Origin of the sequence: Chthoniobacter flavus Ellin428, from assembly GCF_000173075.1 — a bacterium.
GTDB lineage: Bacteria > Verrucomicrobiota > Verrucomicrobiia > Chthoniobacterales > Chthoniobacteraceae > Chthoniobacter > Chthoniobacter flavus.
In genome coordinates this window covers 313619-331232 of record NZ_ABVL01000006.1, presented here as the reverse complement: position 1 = coordinate 331232, position 17614 = coordinate 313619, and the positions used below count along the sequence as shown (strand labels likewise).

The 17614-nt window shown below is 61.3% G+C and carries 16 protein-coding genes; 4 read left to right on the top strand and 12 right to left on the bottom strand.

All coding sequences use genetic code 11. From position 1 onward, the window contains the following. Nucleotides 1–104: 104 nt before the first annotated feature. Complete coding sequence (locus CFE428DRAFT_RS12890) at nt 105–1898, top strand: trypsin-like peptidase domain-containing protein (RefSeq protein WP_042724883.1); 1794 nt, start codon at nt 105–107, stop codon at nt 1896–1898. Nucleotides 1899–2000: 102 nt separating this feature from the next. On the opposite strand, the gene CFE428DRAFT_RS12885 is transcribed toward CFE428DRAFT_RS12890, so the two are convergent. From CFE428DRAFT_RS12885 to CFE428DRAFT_RS12840, 10 genes are all read right to left on the bottom strand, one after another. Continuing rightward, complete coding sequence (locus tag CFE428DRAFT_RS12885; protein ID WP_006979987.1) at nt 2001–2639, bottom strand: hypothetical protein; 639 nt, start codon at nt 2637–2639, stop codon at nt 2001–2003. 59 nt (nt 2640–2698) lie between these two features. After that, nucleotides 2699–3499 (bottom strand): RDD family protein, encoded by an 801-nt coding sequence (locus tag CFE428DRAFT_RS12880; RefSeq protein WP_006979986.1) that lies wholly within the window; start codon nt 3497–3499, stop codon nt 2699–2701. Then, on the bottom strand, nt 3496–4509 hold the full coding sequence (locus CFE428DRAFT_RS12875) for a stage II sporulation protein M (protein ID WP_006979985.1): 1014 nt from the start codon (nt 4507–4509) through the stop codon (nt 3496–3498). The genes CFE428DRAFT_RS12880 and CFE428DRAFT_RS12875 overlap by 4 nt, the downstream gene beginning before the upstream one ends. Nucleotides 4510–4512: 3 nt before the next feature. After that, on the bottom strand, nt 4513–5847 hold the full coding sequence (locus CFE428DRAFT_RS12870; RefSeq protein WP_006979984.1) for a DUF58 domain-containing protein: 1335 nt from the start codon (nt 5845–5847) through the stop codon (nt 4513–4515). 333 nt (nt 5848–6180) lie between these two features. Then, the gene (locus tag CFE428DRAFT_RS12865) at nt 6181–7146 is read right to left on the bottom strand and encodes an AAA family ATPase (protein WP_006979983.1); all 966 of its coding nucleotides are present in this window, start codon (nt 7144–7146) and stop codon (nt 6181–6183) included. 160 nt (nt 7147–7306) lie between these two features. Further along, a complete protein-coding gene (locus CFE428DRAFT_RS12860; RefSeq protein WP_006979982.1) occupies nt 7307–8590 on the bottom strand; it encodes a DUF4350 domain-containing protein in 1284 nt (427 codons plus the stop codon). Next, nucleotides 8584–10227 carry a hypothetical protein gene (locus CFE428DRAFT_RS12855; protein ID WP_006979981.1) on the bottom strand — a complete coding sequence of 548 codons (1644 nt, stop codon included), beginning with the start codon at nt 10225–10227 and terminating at the stop codon, nt 8584–8586. The genes CFE428DRAFT_RS12860 and CFE428DRAFT_RS12855 overlap by 7 nt, the downstream gene beginning before the upstream one ends. Further along, entirely contained in the window at nt 10224–10571 is a 348-nt protein-coding gene (locus CFE428DRAFT_RS12850) for a rhomboid family protein (RefSeq protein ID WP_131989224.1), read from the bottom strand. Before CFE428DRAFT_RS12850 ends, CFE428DRAFT_RS12855 begins: the two co-directional genes overlap by 4 nt. Beyond that, a complete protein-coding gene (locus tag CFE428DRAFT_RS12845; protein ID WP_006979979.1) occupies nt 10568–11095 on the bottom strand; it encodes a hypothetical protein in 528 nt (175 codons plus the stop codon). Before CFE428DRAFT_RS12845 ends, CFE428DRAFT_RS12850 begins: the two co-directional genes overlap by 4 nt. Next, nucleotides 11092–11685, bottom strand: a complete 594-nt coding sequence (locus CFE428DRAFT_RS12840; protein ID WP_006979978.1) for a hypothetical protein — start codon at nt 11683–11685, stop codon at nt 11092–11094. Before CFE428DRAFT_RS12840 ends, CFE428DRAFT_RS12845 begins: the two co-directional genes overlap by 4 nt. 123 nt (nt 11686–11808) lie before the next feature. Here CFE428DRAFT_RS12840 and CFE428DRAFT_RS12835 point away from each other — a divergent pair, with 123 nt between their 5' ends. Together CFE428DRAFT_RS12835 and CFE428DRAFT_RS12830 are read left to right on the top strand one after the other, a co-directional pair. Further along, nucleotides 11809–12777, top strand: coding sequence for a GYF domain-containing protein (locus CFE428DRAFT_RS12835; protein ID WP_006979977.1), 969 nt, complete (start codon nt 11809–11811; stop codon nt 12775–12777). Between the two features lie 10 nt (nt 12778–12787). Beyond that, on the top strand, nt 12788–13198 hold the full coding sequence (locus CFE428DRAFT_RS12830) for a DUF2752 domain-containing protein (RefSeq protein WP_006979976.1): 411 nt from the start codon (nt 12788–12790) through the stop codon (nt 13196–13198). A gap of 113 nt (nt 13199–13311) precedes the next feature. Here the strand turns inward: CFE428DRAFT_RS12830 and CFE428DRAFT_RS12825 are convergent, their stop codons facing one another. Continuing rightward, nucleotides 13312–14217, bottom strand: coding sequence for an alpha/beta hydrolase (locus CFE428DRAFT_RS12825; RefSeq protein WP_006979975.1), 906 nt, complete (start codon nt 14215–14217; stop codon nt 13312–13314). 299 nt (nt 14218–14516) lie between these two features. Here CFE428DRAFT_RS12825 and CFE428DRAFT_RS12820 point away from each other — a divergent pair, with 299 nt between their 5' ends. Then, nucleotides 14517–14951 (top strand): hypothetical protein, encoded by a 435-nt coding sequence (locus CFE428DRAFT_RS12820; protein WP_006979973.1) that lies wholly within the window; start codon nt 14517–14519, stop codon nt 14949–14951. A gap of 97 nt (nt 14952–15048) precedes the next feature. Here CFE428DRAFT_RS12820 and CFE428DRAFT_RS12815 read toward each other — a convergent pair whose 3' ends face one another. Next, nucleotides 15049–17514 (bottom strand): hypothetical protein, encoded by a 2466-nt coding sequence (locus CFE428DRAFT_RS12815; protein ID WP_006979972.1) that lies wholly within the window; start codon nt 17512–17514, stop codon nt 15049–15051. Nucleotides 17515–17614 lie beyond the last annotated feature (100 nt).

Here is a 17614-nt window from a genome sequence, read left to right as displayed (position 1 = left end):
TTGAAACGTCCTCCTTCGTGCCGTTCGCGATGCGGTTGCCGACCGCCCCGTTTCAACGTATAAACACGACACTCAATATCGCCCCTTCCCCCTTTGCCCGTGATATGAAACTGACCCGATTCGCAATCGCCTTCCTCAGCTCTCTCCTGCCTGTGGCCGCTCTTGCCCAGGATGCGGCCCCCAAAGACACGGTCGCCATCGTCCGGGACCTGGGACCGCTCGCGGACAATCTCGTCCTGGCCGTTTCCATGGATCGCTCCGCCAACGGCAGCGTCGTCTTCTCGTCGGCGCAGCAGGCCTTGCAGGGCGTGTTTTTCGGCCCGGTTCGGTTCGTCAAAGACGGCGACCGGCAATGCGTCAACTTTGCCACGCCGGGCGCCATTCTCAAAGCTTTGCCGCCGCTGAAAATAGACCGGACCTACACCCTGGCGACCTGGATGAAACTGCCCTGTCCCGGCAATCACGGCATCGTCTGGGAATCTCTGCACGAAAGCCCGCTGGTCGCGGCGGGGGATCATTTTGGCTACATCCAAAAAGACGTCGAGGGGACCTACTGCACGGTCAAGGATCTGACCGGCTGGCATCACGTGGCGGTGACTTGCGATGGCAGCCAGATGACGTTTTTCCTCGATGGCGAGAGCCGCGGCACGGCGCCCGTGGTCTTGCGCGAGAGCCTGCAAACGATCGGCACGGCGACCTACCGCAAGCCGGAGGTAAATACCCAGTGCGATTGCCTCGACGACATGTTCATCTTCAACCGGGCGCTGAACCAGGCTGAGATTGGGCAGCTCTCCAAAGTCCGACTCCCGATCCACGAGCCGACCCCAGCCGATCTCGCGGGACAGATTTCCCGTCCGACACCGGCGGAACTTGCCGCGAATCGCGCGGCGAATCACCCGGAGGCGAATAACCCGGCGCCCAATGTCGCCGCCAACGACAATGGAGCTTCCGCCGATGCCGCGGAACTGGTGAAGACCTATCGCAACAGCCTCGTGTTCGTCAGCGGCACGAACGGCGCCGGGAGCGGATTTCTCGCCACCTACGGCAAGGGATCGTTCCTCTTCACCAACGCGCATGTCGCCGCAGGAGTGAAGGGCGCGGGCTTCAAGACGCTCAATGGCGATGCAGTGCAAGTCGGTGCGGCCTCGGCGGCCGTCGGCCATGACATTGTGCTCATGCAAACGGCGCCGGGAGGGAAACCATTCGAGATCATGCAGGGCGTCGACAAGGAAGCGGCCATCGGTGACGCCGTCGTGGTGCTCGGCAACGCGGAAGGCGCCGGCGTGGTCAATACCATCATGGGGCACATCGTCGGCATTGGTCCGAATCTCGTCGAGGTCGACGCTCCGTTCGTGCCGGGCAACAGCGGCAGCCCGATCATCCATATCAAGAGCGGCAAGGTGGTCGGCGTCGCCACTTACGTCATGATCAACAAGATGGATCCGGTGACGAAAAAGCCGCTCAGCAAGCCGGTGTTGCGGCACTTCGGTTATCGCATCGACAGCGTGAAAGCCTGGCAGCCGATCAATTGGGCCGCCTTCGCCGCGCAAGCGGCCACCATGGAAAACATCGAGGCCATGACCAAGGATCTGGTCAAGCTGATCGTGGATATCGACCGGACAGGGCGCATTACCCCGGGGCTGCACACCAACCCGGCGATCAAGAGCCGGATCGACGACTGGCTCGGTCAAAAGCACACCCACATGAGCCAGACGGACACCGAGACGGCGAACTACAACTTCGTGTCCTATCTCAAATCGCTCTGCCGGACCGACGTGGTTGGCGCCCACGCCAGCCTTACCTACGACTATTTCCAGCGCCAGCTCACGGAACAAGAACGCGATCGCGACGCCCTGGCAGACGGCTTCGGCCAGGTGCTCAAGACGATCAAGAGATAGCGCGCCAGGCACTCTCCCTCTCCGCGTCGGTCCTCACGCGCCGGGATACGACTGCGAATCGGATCCGTTCCCGTCGCTGGGGACAGGCGCCTACGCACAGGTCTACCAGGAAAGTTGGATCTCGTAGTCGTCGGCTCCGCTCGGGTCATCCGAAATCGTCACCACGACCGGTGCGATTGGCGAATGTTCCTGTCTCACCTTGGAGCGACCCGCAAACTGTTTCATCGTGACATGCCCCTGGCCGATGGGAGCCACAGGGACCGAGAACTTGGTAAAAACGTCCGTCTTATCGCCATTCCAGTTCGGCGTCCATTCGATGCCGTTGATGAAAATGTTCGCCGGCTTTTGCGCGGACATGTGTTCGATCCAAAGTTTCCCGTCCTGATAAAACAGGCGGTCGCTACCGTCGACGCGCATTTGTATCGTGATGGTGCGAAGCGCCAGTGGGCGAGCGGAACTCGCATTACTAGCCAGTCCCGACGCGACCACTTTGACGGCCGTGACCGAGCCGGCCAGCTTCACCGCAACCGTTTGTCCCGGCAGCAACTGCGGGATGGAAGCTTTCGCACCATTCACCGTGATATCCGTTGTATCCGTCAGCCGATAAAGTTTCAGCAACCCTCCCTGCTCGACCGTCATGAATTTCGCCTGTTGATCGACTGAAACGATCCGGTCGTCGCCAAGACCAACGCCGGCCAAAAGGAACAGCGCAAAGAGGAAAACAACAGGCCGCAGATTCATGGGAAGAGGGGGATTAAATGGTAGTTTGGGTGTTGCTCTCGTTTTTGGAAGTCAGGACATCAACCAAGCGCCCTCGCCATCTCGGCACTGGCTGGCTTCGCTTCCGCCGCATGCGTGCGGAAGAGGATGTCCACGACGTTGCGGACGTACTGCTCATCCGGCATCGCCTCGACGCTCTCCGCGGGGAACATGACCAGGCTTTTAAAGTGCTCAGCGAGTTCGGAAAAAAGCGCTACCCGGGGCGCGGGATCGAGTTCGTCGCGGCGCATCAACGCTTGCAAGGCGAGACGCGCTTCGTCGGGCGAAACACGCTGGCGGAGACGGGCTTCGAGGTGCGGGTGCTGGCGGAGCGAATTGAATTTTCCCGCGAGTAGTTGATCGAGATCCGGCTCCGCGGGCTTGGGGTTGTAAACGACCACCGTATTCGCTGCGAGATCGCCGAGCCGCTGGGCGCGCCGATTAAAGAAACTGGCCAACCCGCCGACGAGATAGAGCGCGGGCAGCATATCGACGAAACGTAGGAGGTTCCGCAGGAGCACTTGATGAAATTGCAGGCGCAACCCGTGGGCGTCCATGACTCGCAGGCGAAGCAGTCGCTTGCCCACGGTCTGTCCGCGCCACGACCACTCGAGAACAATGCCGTAGCCAATCGAGAAGACGAAATAGCTGAGCACCATGATCGCCTGGGCGAGATCCGGACTGACCAAACCGGCCAACTGCCCGAATTTGTTGATGATCGTGGCGCCGGTCGCCACCACCAGGAAATCGATGATCCACGCGAGACAGCGCACCACCGGTCCGGCCAGTGCGAAAGAGAAGGCGATCCCCTCGGGGGTGCGAATTTTCAGAGTCGGGTTCACGCAGCTTCCTCCTCCGGTTCAGCGAGCTTGCGGAAGTAGAGGAACCAGATGAGCGCACTCAATTCCATCAGGCCGAGGAGGATCTTCTGCCAATAGTGGATGAAGGGCTCGTGGTATTGGGAAAGAAACGATTCGACGATGCCCGCCCAGATGAGCATGACGGTGAAGCCGCAGACCAGCGCCATGAGGTCCTTGCCGACACCGCGCAGGCGCTCTTCAAACGAAGCGCGATCGCCATACCCGATGATCGCTTTGGCCAGCAGGAGCCCGCCCTGGCCGGCGACAAGAATCGCCGGGATCTCAATGACCCCGTGCGGCAGCAGCCAGCCGAGCATGAACATGGTCTGCCCGGCGATGATGTAATCCACGACCACCATGCCGAGGAGGACGCCATTGTAGAAAAGCTCGATGATCGTGCCGGTGCCGAAGGTGATCCCGAGGCCGAGGGTGAAGATCGACACCTTGATATTGTTCGCCATCAACTCCGCCGCGAAGGTCGAGTGGACGCCACCCAGACGGTCTTTCTTCGCCTTTTCCTCGTCCGCCACGCGTTTGGCCGGGTCGCCGAGCAGATGGCTGAATTGCTGGGGAAGGATGGCCTCCTTGGCTTCATCATCGAAGGTGGTGGCGATGCCTCCGAAGATCATGCCGATGATGGTGATGATCACCGAAAGGGCAAACGCGCCGGAGCGTTTGCGGAAGGCGCGGGGGAATTCGTTTACGAACCAATGGATCGGCCGGAAGGGGCGGCCGCGCTGACGGGTCTCGTGGATTTCTCCGTAGGCCCGCGCGGTAAGCGATTCGAGATAGCGGCGCAGCTCGGGCTCGGAGGCAAAGGTGGCGACGCGCGCGAGGTCGGCGGAGACTTTTTGATAGAGCAGATGAAACCGCTGCACTTCCTCGAGCGACATGACGTAACCGGTCCCCTCCTCCAGGCGATCGAGGATTTTCTCGAGCTCGATCCACGTGGGGCGCTCGGTGTCGATGAAGCGAGGGAGATCGATGATCATGACTCAGAGTAGTTGGCGGCGTTTCACGTCAGCGTGTTGGGCGATGAGTTGCGCGGCGAGCCGGGCGGGATCGAGCAACGACAACCGCACGCCGCGGCGGCGCAGGATATTATCCAGCTCACGCAATTTACTCCACTGCAAGTGCCCGCCCAGCCGGCGATAAAGGTCGTCGATATTCGAGACGTTTTCGTCGGAGAAAAGCGGATCGGCTCCGACGGGCTGGAGCATGTCGACGAGGATGAGGTGCTGGCGGGAGATGAGTTCCGTCGCCTTGGCGAAACTGTCGGCGAGCATCGGGTCATCGAGCGCGGTCAGGAAAATGAGGAGCGCGCGCTTGCGCAGCCGCAGACGGATGAAGGAGCACAGCTCCTCGAAATCCGGGGTGACGCTTTGCGGATGCAAGGTGTAGAGCCGGTCGCGGCAGGCGTCGTAATGGGCCTGCCCGCTTTTCGCGCGCACGAAGCTCAGCACGCGATCGCTAAAAGTGATAAGGCCGAATTGGTCGCCCTGCTGTTCCGCGGCCAGGCCGAGGATGAGCCCGGCAGTGACGAAGCGCTCCAGCGCGGTGGTGCGCGAGCCGTCGAGTTCGATCTCCCGCGCGGTGAGCCGCGAGGAATCGACGATGACGTACACTTCCTGCGTCCGCTCGACCTGGAAGACTTTCGTCACCGGATGTCCGCGCTTGGCCGAGGCTTTCCAGTGGATTTCGTCGTAGCTGTCGCCGGGCACATACTCGCGCAGCTTTTCGAAATCGCGCCCCTGCCCGGCGGCGCGTTGGGCATGCACGCCGAGTTGCCCGCGACGGAGGAAAAGCGCCGCCACATTTTTGCGTTCGTCGAAGAGATTGGGATAGACGCGCAGCTCCGCTTTCACCGGTTGGCTCGCACGCATCGCCCAAAAGCCAAATGGCGACGCCGCCTCGAGATAAGCGTGCTCGAGAAAATACTGTCCGCGTCGATTGGGCGTAGCCGTCCAGTCGATCCGCGAAATGCCTGCATTCGCGGGGAGCTTGACCGTGCGGTCGTCCGTCTCCGGCACGATCTCACGCGGAAAGGCAAAGCCAATGCGCAGCAAGCGCCCGGTCAGCGATTCATTGTGAATGCGCACCTCGAGCACGCCCGGCCGGTCCTTCTGCCAGCGCACGACTTCCGGCAGTTGCACGCGAATGCCGTTCAACTGGTTGAACGACAAAAACGCATCGAACAACACCGCGACGAACAGCAGACCAATGATCACTGCCGCGAGATAAAACGCCCCCGGCACGGTCGCACCAACCGCGGCAAACGGCAGCACGATCAGCGAGATCCAAAGCAACAGGCGGGTGCGGGGGACGAGCATGGGGAATTTTAAAACGCCGAGTTACAGCACGGCGGAGCCGTAACCAAAGGGATTTTTAAACGCAGAGGTCGCAGAGGCGCAGAGAAGAAGTGTAGAGGCGTTGGTGGACGAAAGAAATTGCCGCACGCCGTGAAAATTTTCAGAGTTAGCACCGCAAAGAGGCGGGGAAAGGATGAGGGATGAAGGATGAAGTGAAGTGCGCTACGCGACTTTTGAATGGTGTTGTTCACTAGCGAACAACACGCTTCTTCATCCTTCATCCTTCCGCCTTCATCCTTTTCTTTCTCTCTGCGTCTCTGCGCCTCTGCGTTTTTCATAAACTTTGGCAGGACATCAGCGCGGCACAGCAACTTGCTCGAGGATCTTGCCGATCACTTCGGTCACGGTGACGCCTTCGATCTCGTATTCGGGGCGCAGGACGAGGCGATGGCCGAGCACGGCTTCGGTGAGGAATTTCACGTCATCCGGCGTGACGAAATCGCGGCCGGCGAGGGCGGCGTTGGCCCGACTGGAAAGGAGCAACGCCTGCGTGGCCCGCGGGCCGGCGCCGACGAGCACGCTGTCATTTTCGCGGGTAGCGCGGACGACATCGACGACATACGAGACGAGTTCGTCGCGCACCGTGATTTTTTCCAGCGAAGCGCGCAGCGCGATCAGGTCCTGGGCGGTGATCACCGGTTGCACCACGCCGGAGGCGAGAGCTTCCTCGGGAGAATTGGAACCGAGCATGCGCTGGGCGAGTTCCAGTTCGCTAGCGCGGTCGGGCGTGTTCATGAAGACCTTGAGCATGAAGCGGTCTTTCTGCGCCTCGGGCAGTGGATAGGTGCCCTCGTATTCCACCGGGTTCTGCGTGGCGAAGACGGTGAAGTTCGGCGACAACTCGTGCGTGTCGCGGTCGATGGTGACGCGCCGCTCCTGCATCGCCTGGAGCAGCGCAGATTGCGTCTTGGCCGGCGCGCGGTTGATTTCATCGGCCAGCAGGAAGGTCGTGAAGACCGGTCCCTTGATGAGGGTGAACTCGTTGCGCTGGAGGTTGAAAACATTCGTGCCGGTGATGTCCGCGGGCATCAGGTCGGGCGTGAATTGAATACGATTGAAATCCGTGCCGAGCACGCAGGCCAGCGTGCGCACGAGGAGCGTCTTGGCCACGCCGGGCACGCCTTCGATGAGTGCGTGGTGCCCGGTGAAGATGGCGATGAGCGCCTTATCGACCACGTCTTCCTGGCCGATGATGACTTTCCGCACTTCCGTGCGCGCGCGGGTGAGGACTTCCTGGATGGGTGCGAGGTCGGTGGACATGAGATGGAGTTGTAAGGTGAGGTTAGAGGCCGTGAAATAAATCGGCGGAGATGTTGTTAGGCCCGCGAATCACGCAGATTTCACGAATGAGAAGCACTCCATTCGTGTCATTCGTGTGATTCGCGGGCACTTTTTTCACAGTTTCTCAAGAGGGCGGCGGTCAGACTTTGCGGGCGATGGCGCGGCTGATGGCGCGGTAGGTTTCGAGCGGATCGCGTTCGCGCGAGGGACGCGCTTCCTCCTCCGCCCGGATCTCCTCGACCTGGGCCAGTTCGCGCGGCCGGCCTTTAAACGTCTTGCGCCATTCGGCAAAGCAGATGCCGAATATGGATGAGGGATGGACGGACCGGCGCAGCAGATTGACGAAGCCTTCGCTCGATTCCTTGCCCGCCACAACGGTGGTCTCGCTGACCTTCGTTTGATAGGGGGGGATGAAGCGCGCCATGTTTTTCCACACGAAGAGGATGGCCAGCAGGACCAATCCCGCGACGACGCCGTGCAGCTGATACTTGCGGGCCAGCGAGGCGATGCCAGAGCTCTCACGCAGATCATTGTGCTCTTCGTCGAAGACAATCGGCGTCGGCCCATCGAAGAGCCGCGCGATCAGCTTGGGATGCCGCTCGCCGCGGAGCGCTTCGTTGCTGATCGGAAAGGAATCCGCCATCAGGATGATGCTGCCGTTCCCGTATTTCCGCTCAATAACCACCGGCATGGTGCCGCACATGTAGAGCACTTTCCACTGCGGCTTGAGGTCGCGAAAATAAAGCGCGCTGTGCCAGGAGATATCGCTCTCCATGTGCCCGCCGGGTTCGACGAGCGCGGCGTGGCGGTCATACGCCTTGCCCTTTTCCTCCGGCAAATAGTCGAACGCAAAACCCCAGCGTTCGGCGACCTTCTTGAATCCAACGTACTGCGCACGGTCTTCATCCTCTCTCTCGGTTTTCCTGTCCTTCTTTTTCTGATCCTTCTTGTCCCTGGCGTCTTTCTTTTTCTGGTCGTCGCCCTTCTCGGTTTCGGTCTTTTCCCTTTTCTTTTTGCGCGCCTGATCTTTGGCCAGCGTTTCCTGCACGTCAGTGGGCGGAGATGCCACGGGGTAGAAGGTAAAGACCGCCCGCGAGCCATTGAGGACCAGCTCGTTAAAAGCCGTCAGTTCGTCCTCTGTCCAAAAGGCATGGTGCGTCACGCCGGCGTAAACCAGCGTCACCGGCCCGTCGGTGTGCATCTTCGGCAGGAACTTGAAATTGCGGCGCACCTCGATTTTCGGCAGTTCCCCGAGCGCCGCGGCCAGGGCCTTCGTCCCGAGCGGATCGGCGCGTAGCGAAGAATAGGGCGGATAAATATCGCCCACTTCGTAACGCAACACGAAAAGCCGGGAGAGCCCCGCAATGAACGCAACGACCAGGCCGACGGCGAGGAAGGCGCGCACCAGTGGTTTTCCTAGCATGCCCGGATCCTTTCGAAATTTTGCGCGAACCCGTCGAGGGTCATGGTGGAGATTTCGTGGTCGCCGTACCAGGCGCCCTCGAAGATGAACAGATTCGCATCAAACGCCTCCAGCAGCGAGGCGTTTCCCCGGGCGCGGCGTTGCAATTCGCGATCGTAGTCGTGATTCGATTTATAGCGCGCGAGGCGGATGAGTTCGCGCTGGCCGAGATGGGCGAGCGTGGCCAGGTAGAACGCCCGCAGCGAGAGCCGCAGCTCGCCTTTGCTCATCAGTTCGCGCGCCAGTTGCAGCCAGCCATCCTCGGGAAGTTGATCGGCCGTCACGTTTTCTTCGTTGAGATCCGGCACCGCAGTCACCGCCTCGGCGAGCACCACTTCGCCCTGCCTTCGGCGCGCCCGCCAGAACATCATCGCGATCAAGACGACGACGGCGATGAGGAGAATAATCAGGATCAGCTTGGCGATCGTCGCCCAGGCGAGATGGAACGGCGCCGTGGGCTCCTTTTGGTCGTCGTCCTTGGATTCGAAAAGGTGCTTCAGCCAATTTTGCAGTTTGTCCATCCACGCGTTCACGCGATCGAACCAGCGGGCGAACATCCTGGCGATGCTGTTGCCTTGCTTCTCCGCCTCCGGTTTGGCGGAACGCGGGAAACGCCAGCCGTACTCCCGGCGTTCCAGGACGCGATCGAGCGAAGAATCGAGCTGGGAGGAATCGACCTGCGCCGACGGCGGCGAAGCGGGCGAGGGTGGGACGTCCCTGGCCTGCGCGGACGTCAGCGGCGCGGCGAGCAGCGTGGCGAAAAGGAGCAGCGCGGCCACGGCCATCCGCGTGCGGCTGCGGATCGTGCGGAGTTCCACGCGAAGGTCTTCGCCGGATTGCAGCGATTGCCCATGGAAATGGCGAATGAGGAAGACCGACTTGCGAATGGGATCAAAGCACAAATAGGTCGCGGCGAAGGTCGCGGCGAAAAAGGTCGTGTTGAACATGGCCAGGCCATCGCGGGTGAATACCGTCTCGATCCCGAGGAACATCCGCAACGCGTATGGCAACAGCCCGCAGACGATATTGATATTGAGGCAGATGAAGAGCGCGAACCCGAAGAGGCAGAGCAACGCCAGGTGCGTCTGGCGCCACCACAGCCCGGCCTCCCGCCACGCGCCGCGCAACACCGCGCGCAAGCTCGGCTCACGGCCATCGCCGAGAATGGCCGCGCCGGCGAAAAAGGAATATGTCCACACGTAAGGGATGAGCACATTCGCCGCGATGAACCGCAAGAAGAGCCCCAACGGTTGCAGCGATGCCTGGATCAGCACCATGCGGCCCACCCGCGCCAGGGTCCACGGCTCGTCCTTCTCCATGAAAAGATGCGCGCGCACCTTGCTCAGGAAAACGGCCTGCCAGCACTTCATCCAGATATAGAGCGCAGCCACATTGAACGCCGACTCGACCAAACGCTCCGCGGCGAAGGCGCCCCGGCTCATATCCGCCCAGAAATACAGCAGCCCCAGCAGACACGGCGCACTGCCGAGGTAGTAACAAAGCAACGCGCCCGGCGGAGCGGAGCGGAGCAGGCGCACCGCGCTCTCCACCCATTCCAGCGGATTGGGCCCTTCGCGTTTGACCGGCGACTGGCTCATGGCGCCTGGTCCTTGTCCATTTCATTGATCACCTTGCTCTTCCACACGGTCGCCTCGTGAAATTGCGTGGGCGTGGCCAGCAGCAGCCGCCCGATGACGTAAAAGAAAAACCACGCCGCCACGAACCCGCACAGCGCGACCGCAGTGCGCGCCGCCGGGGCGAAGTTGCGGGGCGGGCGCTCAGCCTTGGCCGCCTGCTTTTTCAGACACGAGGCGCAGAGGATGCGCTCGTCGTGTTCGGTAATGCACTCGCGGCAGAAATAAAAACCGCACGACGGACAGCGCGCGACCGCCTCGCGTCCCATGTGATTATGGCAACGCTGTTGCTGCAGTCCGGTCCTCATAGGGGAGGGGGTCCCGCCGTCGGAGCAGGACCTTGCGCGGCTTGAACGATGGAGATGATCTCGGCCTGCGTGTGGTTCGCCTTGCCCACCCGCGTCGGCGCGGAAAGCGCGTGCCAACCCGTGGAGGTGAGCACATGGCAACGGCATGTCTGACCGAGCGAGAGATTAATCACACACAGCACCAGGAAGACCAAAGCAGCCAGGCCGAACAAGGCGGTGGGAATATACAACGCCACGTGCCAGTCCTCGGAGGAGTTCGAGATTCCGGCCCACCAGGTAGCCGAGGCGATCAGGGCACAAACCGTCCCGACACCACCAAAGATCGCCGCCCAGATCGCGCGCAGATTGGTCCGCTGGACGATAAAGGCCCGCACGTCCTGGAAAAAGAACCGCCGGTAGCTCTCGGAAACATAGATCGAGGTAACCTCGAGGAGATGATCCTCCGCGCGCCAGAGCCGGCCGTGGCCTTTCCACGAAAAACCGCCGCCGCGCAATTTACGATAAACATGCGTCGGGGTGCTCATTTGCCGGAGTTATTCTTCGAGTAGGAGATCAACAGGATGAATCCAAACCATCCCGCGATTTGCAAAATCCCCAGCACGATGGCGAGAATCGCCGCCCAGCGTTGACGCCCGCGCACCAGGCTCACCGGCCGCCACCAACTGATGATCGCCAGGATCACCGCCGTGCCGCCGCTGATGACCCACATGGGCCAGACGAGACATATGATGGGCAGAATGCCGAACGCCAACCCGGTGCGTGCCCACAGGAAACGCCGTGGGATGATTTCCGGCAGCTTCTCCTTGCCGAGCCCCTTGCTCAAGCACACCGGACAGAGATGCCGCGCACCCACCGGGAGATCGCAAATCGTGCAGATGAAACGTCCGCAAGCATCGCAGGCCAGCGCCGCCCGGTTGGACGGATGGAAAAAGCAGACGGCCTCCCCTTCCAGCGCGCGATCAAGCTTCGACTCGATCTTCTCCGGCGTCCACCACGCGGCAAAGACCTGGCCGCGCAAGCTCGCCCGGCACGATGGGCAATGCGCCTCCTGCACCGCATCCAGACCGTACGGCCCCAAGGCCGCACGGCACACCGGGCAGGTCCAGGGAACCATTCTCAACCGGAGCCGTAGTAGACATGCGTTTTCGTTTTACTAGCGAAAGGGATTCATCTTCACTGCGGCCTTTGCCGCGTCCGGCGGAACGTAGAAGACCCACCACCACAGAACAAGGACAACATGAATTGGTATTACGCATTAGGCGACCAACGTCAGGGACCGGTTTCCGACAGCGAACTCGATGCTCTCATCGCCTCGGGCAAGATCAACGAAAACACGCTTATTTGGAAGGAGGGCATGGCCAACTGGCAGCCGCTCAAGGACGCGCGTCCTTCCGGTCCAGGCGGCGAGGCTGTTCCTCCGGGGTGGATCCGCTGCACCGCTACCGGCCGTTATTTTCCGCCGGAAGAGATCGTCTATCTCGATGGCAAGCCGTATTCCGCCGCCGCCAAGGAAAGCGTCCTCCAGGGCGTGATGCAGACTGGGGCGCTGCCCGGCACCGAGCTCGGTCGCAATGGCCCGCCGTGGGAAAACCGCGACCAACTGGGCTTTTTCCCAGCTATCTGGCAGACCGTGAAAGGATGCCTTACCGAACCCGCAGCCACCTTTGCCAATATGCGTCGCGATGGTGGGCTCGGCGCGCCCTTGGGCTACCTCGTCATCACCTCGTGGGCGGGCGGCCTGGTGACGATCCTCTCCCAAGCGGTCATCCAGCTCGGAACCAACCCTGTCCTGTCGCAAAACCAAAAGACTCCCTTTCCCATGGTCTGGGGCGCCGGCATGTTGGTCGCTTGGGCACTGCTGCTGCCCGTGATCGCGATCATCAATTCATTCGTCACCAGCGGTCTCACGCATCTGGCGCTCATGATCTGCCAGGGAGCGAAGCAGCCCTTCGAAACGACCTATCGCACCTACTGTTACGCCATGGGTTCGGCGGCCGCCCTCCAGGTCATTCCCATCTGTGGCGCCTACGCCAGTGGCATCTGGGGATTGGTCGTGCTGTGCATCGGTATTTCCAAAATGCATGAGATCTCCACCGGCCGCGCGGTGCTCGGCGTCCTCCTGCCGATGATCGTGTGCTGTGCGGTCATCGTCTTCGTTGTCGTCGCCGTCGCCGGCGGAATAGCCGCCACCCAAGCGCATCACTAGAGACCCGGCCGTGAATTGGCGGCGCCTGCGACCGGGAGAACTAGATCACGAAGCGATCTGGCTCGCCGTCTCGCTCGCGACTCTGGCCGGCGCCTGGTTCTGGTTGTATCTCCGGCTGCCGATCCCGCCGTGCACATTCCATCGGGTGACCGGCTTTCCCTGCCCGACCTGCGGCGCCACCCGCACCCTGCGCTACACCTTTCATCACGATTGGTGGGCCGCCGCCGGCACCAATCCCCTCGCCTTTCTCAGCTACGGCGGGGTGGTCGTCTACGACCTCTACGCCGCGATCGTCCTCGCTTTTCGCCTGCCACGCCTGCGCTTCGACGTCATTCCCAAGCGTGTTGGAAACATCGTCCGCTATACCACCATCGGCGTGATTCTGGCCAATTGGGCGTGGCTGGTCTGGGCGAAGGTGTGAGTGGGCAGTGGGCAGTAATCAGTAATCAGTGATCAGTAGTCAGTCTCTCTGGCTCCCACTGATTACTGAATACTGATCACTGATTACTATCTAACTCTCAGGCTCGAATCCCCCTACTTCTCCCCCAGCAACCCACGCGCCTTCAGCCACAGTTCCAGCCGCCCCGGCCAATCACCGGGCGCCTGCGTGTCGTTCGGCCGCAGGCCGAAGCCGTGTCCGCCCGTGGAGTAGATGTGCAATTCGGCCGAGACCCCGGCCTTGCGCAAAGCAAGAAAAGCCAGCGTGCTGCCTTCGGCCAGCGAACCTTTGTCATCATTCGCCTGGGCGATGAACGTCGGCGGGGTCTTCGCGCTGATGTGAATCTCCGGCTTCAACTCGGTGAGAGAGTTGTCCGCCAGGATGTGCCAAGCGTAACAGAGCATGAGGAAATCCGGGCGGCAACTCACCTTGTCCACTTCATCCGCGGCGGGATAGAGCAGTGCGTCATCGTTCGTCGTAGCAATGAGCGCCACCTGCCCGCCCGCGCTGAAACCGAAGAGCCCGATGCGATCCGGCTTCACGCCAAAATCCGCCGCCTTGCTGCGCAGGAGGCTGACCGCACGCTGCGTGTCCATCGCCGGAAATTCCCACTGCTTCGGCAGCTTGTTCGTCGGGCAACGATGCTCGAGCACCGCCGCGACGAATCCGCGATCGCGAAACCATGTCGCCAACTCGGAGCCTTCGTGTTGGGAGGCCAGCACGCCGAAGCCGCCTCCGGGGACGATGATCACCGCGTTGCCGTTCTTCTTTTGCGGGAGATAGAATTCGAGGCGTGGCTCGGTTACATTGGTCAGGCGCTGGATAGGCAGCTTGTCCGTCGGCTTCGGCTCGGTGAGCGTCTCCGGCCCCGGCGCGGTGAAATTGCCCGGCGGTTTACCTTCCCAGAGCTTGAGCACCTTGTCCGGCTTCGCCGGCTCGGCGGCCAGGGCGGAGGTGATGGCGACAGCGACAACGGCGCAAAGGAGAGCGATTTGTTTCATGGGGTGGGCACCAGCAAATACCGGCAGAGGGGACGCGAGGTTAGACGAAATCCATCCGCGTGCCTATGAAATCCCCGTGGCCGATCGTCTCAACAGCAAATCCATCATTCGCGACGCCGCGCTTGGAATGGAGCGGGATGCTGGTCTTTCCCACGGTGGAAATTCCGAAACCGAAATGATTCGCGGTGTACGCAGGCATACGTTGCTTCCACTCTGCCAAATCTCAATCGGTGGGCGCGGCTGGCGCCCCTGCACGGAATGTGCTCTTTTGTGATAACGCTGCGAAACAACACACCCTTATGAACCGTTATTTCTCCGTTCTGATTGCCCTGCTTTTGTTAGGCGGCCGTTCCTTCGCCACTGATCTCGTCATCGACAAGATCCTCATCTCCAAACATCCCATCCCGGCGCCATATTATGTCTATCTCCACGCCAAGGCGGGCCGATCAGAAGCGACCTTTCACGTCGCCAAAAAATCGTATGGCCACGGCGGGATGCACGCGTCGGCGATTGAGATCCCACTGAACCTAACGCTCAAGAATGTGCAGCTCAACACTTGGGCAACGGTCACGCTTCACCTGGACACCCATGCCGACAAAGTGACGAGCTATGAAGCGCTGAGGAAACACACGGCCCGGATCCAAATTCTGCAAGGCACTCACAGCACGCAATTCATCCCCGGGCTCCACGATATCCCGTTCATCTACGAGCTGTTTTACCACACGCACGGATAGAGCCCGATTGGGGCAAGGGTGACTGACCTCGGGGGTCCTACGTGCATCAGCGAGGGCCGCAAATCCTGACATGAAACCGGATGATCTCCCCAGAGAATCAAGGCCGCACCACGCTCAGGCGAATGTAGTGTCGCGGCACGTCGCCAATGGCGGTGGCATCGCGATAGACGGCGGTGTCGGTGCTACCGTTGTCGACGCGCACAGTGTAGGGCGAGCCGGATTGCCAGGTTTCCAGATCGCTGGAGACTTCGGCCTGATAGGTGATGTCGGTAAGCGACCGCCACTGGGTGAAGGTGAGCGTGAGGTATTTCTTCCCGCTGAGCGCGGTGTTGCTGAGTGCGGGAACGCCGGTGGCGGAAGGCGTCTTGGGATCGAGACCGAGCGCGTATTTAACCAGGTTTGTCACGCCGTCGTTTGCCGGTTCGGCGTTGTCTCCGCTGATTGATGGATTGTTCAACTCGGCGGTGGTGAAGTGCTGTTCGCGCCAGGCTTCAAACTGTCCCTTCACCACGACCACGCTCATGGAATAGGAAGGGAAGGTGTAATTAAGCGTGGTGCCGGAAAGCGTGGCCGTGCCGGTAGTGATGTCAGTGCTCTCGAGATCGTTCTGCTTGCCGTAGGAATAGACCGTGGCCGTGGTGGAACCTGGCGTGAAATCGCTCAACCCAAGCTGCGCGGGGAAGTCGGAGCTGGGATGTTTGTTCACCACGAGGAGCGCGAGGCTGCCATTGGCCAGCTTCGATCCGTAGATTGCCAGGAGCGGATAGCCGCTGGTCGTACTGAGGATGCGGCTGCCGCTTTGCGCCCAAAGCCCCAGCAGCTTCCCCGCGTAGAACGACGGGAAGGGCGTATTCGCCGGCGTGCCGGAGATGTCTCCCGAGGCGACGACGCCGTAGTCACCAAACGTCCGCCAGCCATAGAGCGAGGCGTTGTTGTTGCCGCCGGTCCCTCCGCCATTGCGCAGGTCCCACCAGGTGCAGGCATTGAATTCCGTGCGGGTGAGCTGGCCGATGGCATCGACGAAGAAGAGGCCATTGACGAGGCTGGTCGATTGCTTGCCGGGATTGGAACTGACCGAGTTGAGCTCGGTGACCGTGAGTTCGATGGCGGTGCCGCCGGCACCGAAGTAATCACCGATCATCTTGCGCAGGTTCGCGGCTTCGACGGCGATGGTCGCGCCGCTTTGCAACAGTCCGGAGTCGCTTTCGCCACCGGGGTTCTGTGCGTAGTAGTGGTAGATGAGGAAGTGCGGCGTGACGTTGAGCGAATGCAGCGTGGCGAGCATGACCGGCGTCCATCCGCTATGCAGGGAATTGCCTTCGTTCGGGTTCGCGACGGCATGGGTGCCGTTGCCATACGAATCCTCGCCCTCCGTGGAGACGGCGCCGATGTGAATGGTCGGGTCCACAGCGAGCATCTTGGTGTAGAAGGATGGAAACGCCTGGGCGTAGGTGTAGGGATCGTGCGCCACGCCGGTGAGCCCGCTGCCACTCGCGCCGTGCAGGTCGTTTTCCCAACTGCCGTAGCATTCATTGCCGATCTCCCAATAGCGATAGCCGTAGGGCGCGGGATGCGAGACGCGGAGGAAATTGTAGCCGTCATCCGAAGCGAGCGGCGCCGAGCTGCGGATCGTGGCCCAGAAGCCGACCGTCTTCCAATCGTGCCCCTTCGAATCCACGCCGAGGGAGGCCGTGTTCGTGGTGCTGCCGTTATAGTAGGCAACCCATGCCGCGGCTTGCTCGGGCGTGCCACTGCCGTAGTTGATCGTGATGAAGGCTTGCGCGCCGGCCGTCTCGGCGACCCTGGCGAAAGCGCTGGCGTGATTGGCCCACTGGAACGAGCCATTCGAGACCGAGCGATCGGTCGACCAATCGTAGTCGTCCGAACTGCTTCCGCCGGGAAACCGGACGATGCCGATGTCCATCGTCGAGAGGACATTCGCCGTCGCGGCGCCCTGGAGATTCGAGTCCCAAATGGCGAGGTTGATCCCGTGCACGCGGGCATCGAAGGTCCGGATGACGTTTTGCCCATCCACGGTGAGCGGCACGGGATTCGGCGGCGGGATGGCGGTGAGCGAGATGTCGTCGACGTAAAAGGTCAGCGGGCCGCCGGTGATGTTTTGGATCCAGAAGCCGTCGAAGCTGGCATTGCCCGCAACCCCGAGGTTGGAGAGCGGAATGGTGACTTGCTGCCACTGACCGACCTGCGCGGCGGTGAAGGAGAGATTGACCGCGGTTTGGGCCGCGCCGTTGAGCGTGGCCTGGACGTGCAGTTCGTTCGTTTTGGCGACAGTGGGGTAAATCCAGAACGTGAGGTTGCTGTAGAGGGAAGGGTCGAAAGCGGGGTGGTGGAGATACAGCGCCTGGGCGGTGTTCGTGGAGTCGACCACGCTAATGGAGTCGCTGGCGCTGTGGACCGGGCTGGTGTTGGCGTAATTGAGCGTCGCCCAGCCATAGCTCACCCAGCCGTTTTCCAAGGCGTTGTCGTAGACGATTTGGTCCTGGGCCCGCGCGCCCACGATCAGGGCCAACAGAGTAAACAGGGCAAATGGGAGTGTTTTCACAGAGTGGCGACGGGAAAGGGGTAAAGGTGTGACCACTGTCGAGCACTTCGCATGCGCGGAACCCTAAGGACGGGCCGTTCCCGAGGTTTTGCTAGTCCGG